2 protein-coding genes are annotated in these 1,070 nt (G+C 67.5%); both read right to left on the reverse strand.

The annotated features are described in order from the left end of the window. Positions 1–290, reverse strand: a 290-nt coding sequence (locus AC1D15_RS33870) for an FmdB family zinc ribbon protein (RefSeq protein WP_477829517.1), incomplete at its 3' end; no start/stop codon positions are given. 85 nt (positions 291–375) lie between these two features. Beyond that, positions 376–1,070: sodium:solute symporter family transporter (locus AC1D15_RS33875; RefSeq protein ID WP_477829518.1), on the reverse strand; the 695-nt coding region annotated here is incomplete at its 5' end.

Here is a 1,070-nt window from a genome sequence, read left to right on the forward strand (position 1 = left end):
ACATCGGCCTTCGGCGCGGCAGCGCCCTCGGGCTTGGCCGCGCCGCTGTCGGCACTGCCCTTGCCGTCGCCGCCCGACGCGGCGGTGCCGGTGGCCGGCGGGTTCGAGCCGTTGCGGAAATCGGTCACGTACCAGCCCGAGCCCTTCAGCTGGAAGCCCGCGGCCGTCACCTGTTTCTGGAAGGCTTCAGCCCCGCAGTTCGGGCAGACGGTGAGCACGGGGTCGGAGATTTTCTGCAGCACGTCCTTGGCGTGGCCGCAGGCCGCACACCGGTAGGCGTAGATGGGCATGGCTAAGCCTTTGATTCAAAACGCGAAATTATAGGTGGCAGCGCGGTGCCACCCGGCCGCCGGGGCTTGGCCGGCGGCGCCGGCCTCAGGCGTTCAGGCCGCTGACCGTGCCGTGGCGCGGCTCGTGGCGGTTCTTCAGCACCTGCGGCGCCAGCGAACCGATGATCATGCCTGCAAACGCGGCGATCAGCCCGGCCAGCTGCTTCGGGAACACCGCATCCCAGTTGGAGATGTCGGGGAAGAAGATCACCCACACCGCCACGCCGGCCGCCAGCGAGACGATCGCGCCCTGCGTGGTGGAGCGCTTCCAGTAGAGGCCCATCACCAGCGGCACGAAGGCGCCGACCAGCGTGATCTGGTAGGCCGCCGAGACCAGCTCGTAGATCGACGTGCCCTTCATCTTGATCGCGTAGGCCAGCACCAGCGCCGCGAACACGACGATGGTGCTGCGCATCGCGAACAGCTGCTCCCGGTCGGTCATGTTCGGGCGCAGGTTCTTCAGGATGTTCTCGACGAAGCTGGTGCTGGGCGCGAGCAGCGTGGCCGACGAGGTGCTCTTGATGGCCGACAGCAGCGCGCCGAAGAACAGGATCTGCATCACGAGCGGCATCTTGGTCAGCACGAAGGCCGGCAGCAGGCGCTGGTAGTCGTTCTTCGCGAGCTCCATCGCGCTGTCGCCCATCACGATGACGGCGCAGCCGACGATGAACATCGGCACGAACGCGAACAGGATGTAGCTGACGCCGCCGATCACCGCGCCGTTGCGGGCGATCTCGGGGC

This window comes from Rhizobacter sp. P2_H2 (assembly GCF_056403375.1).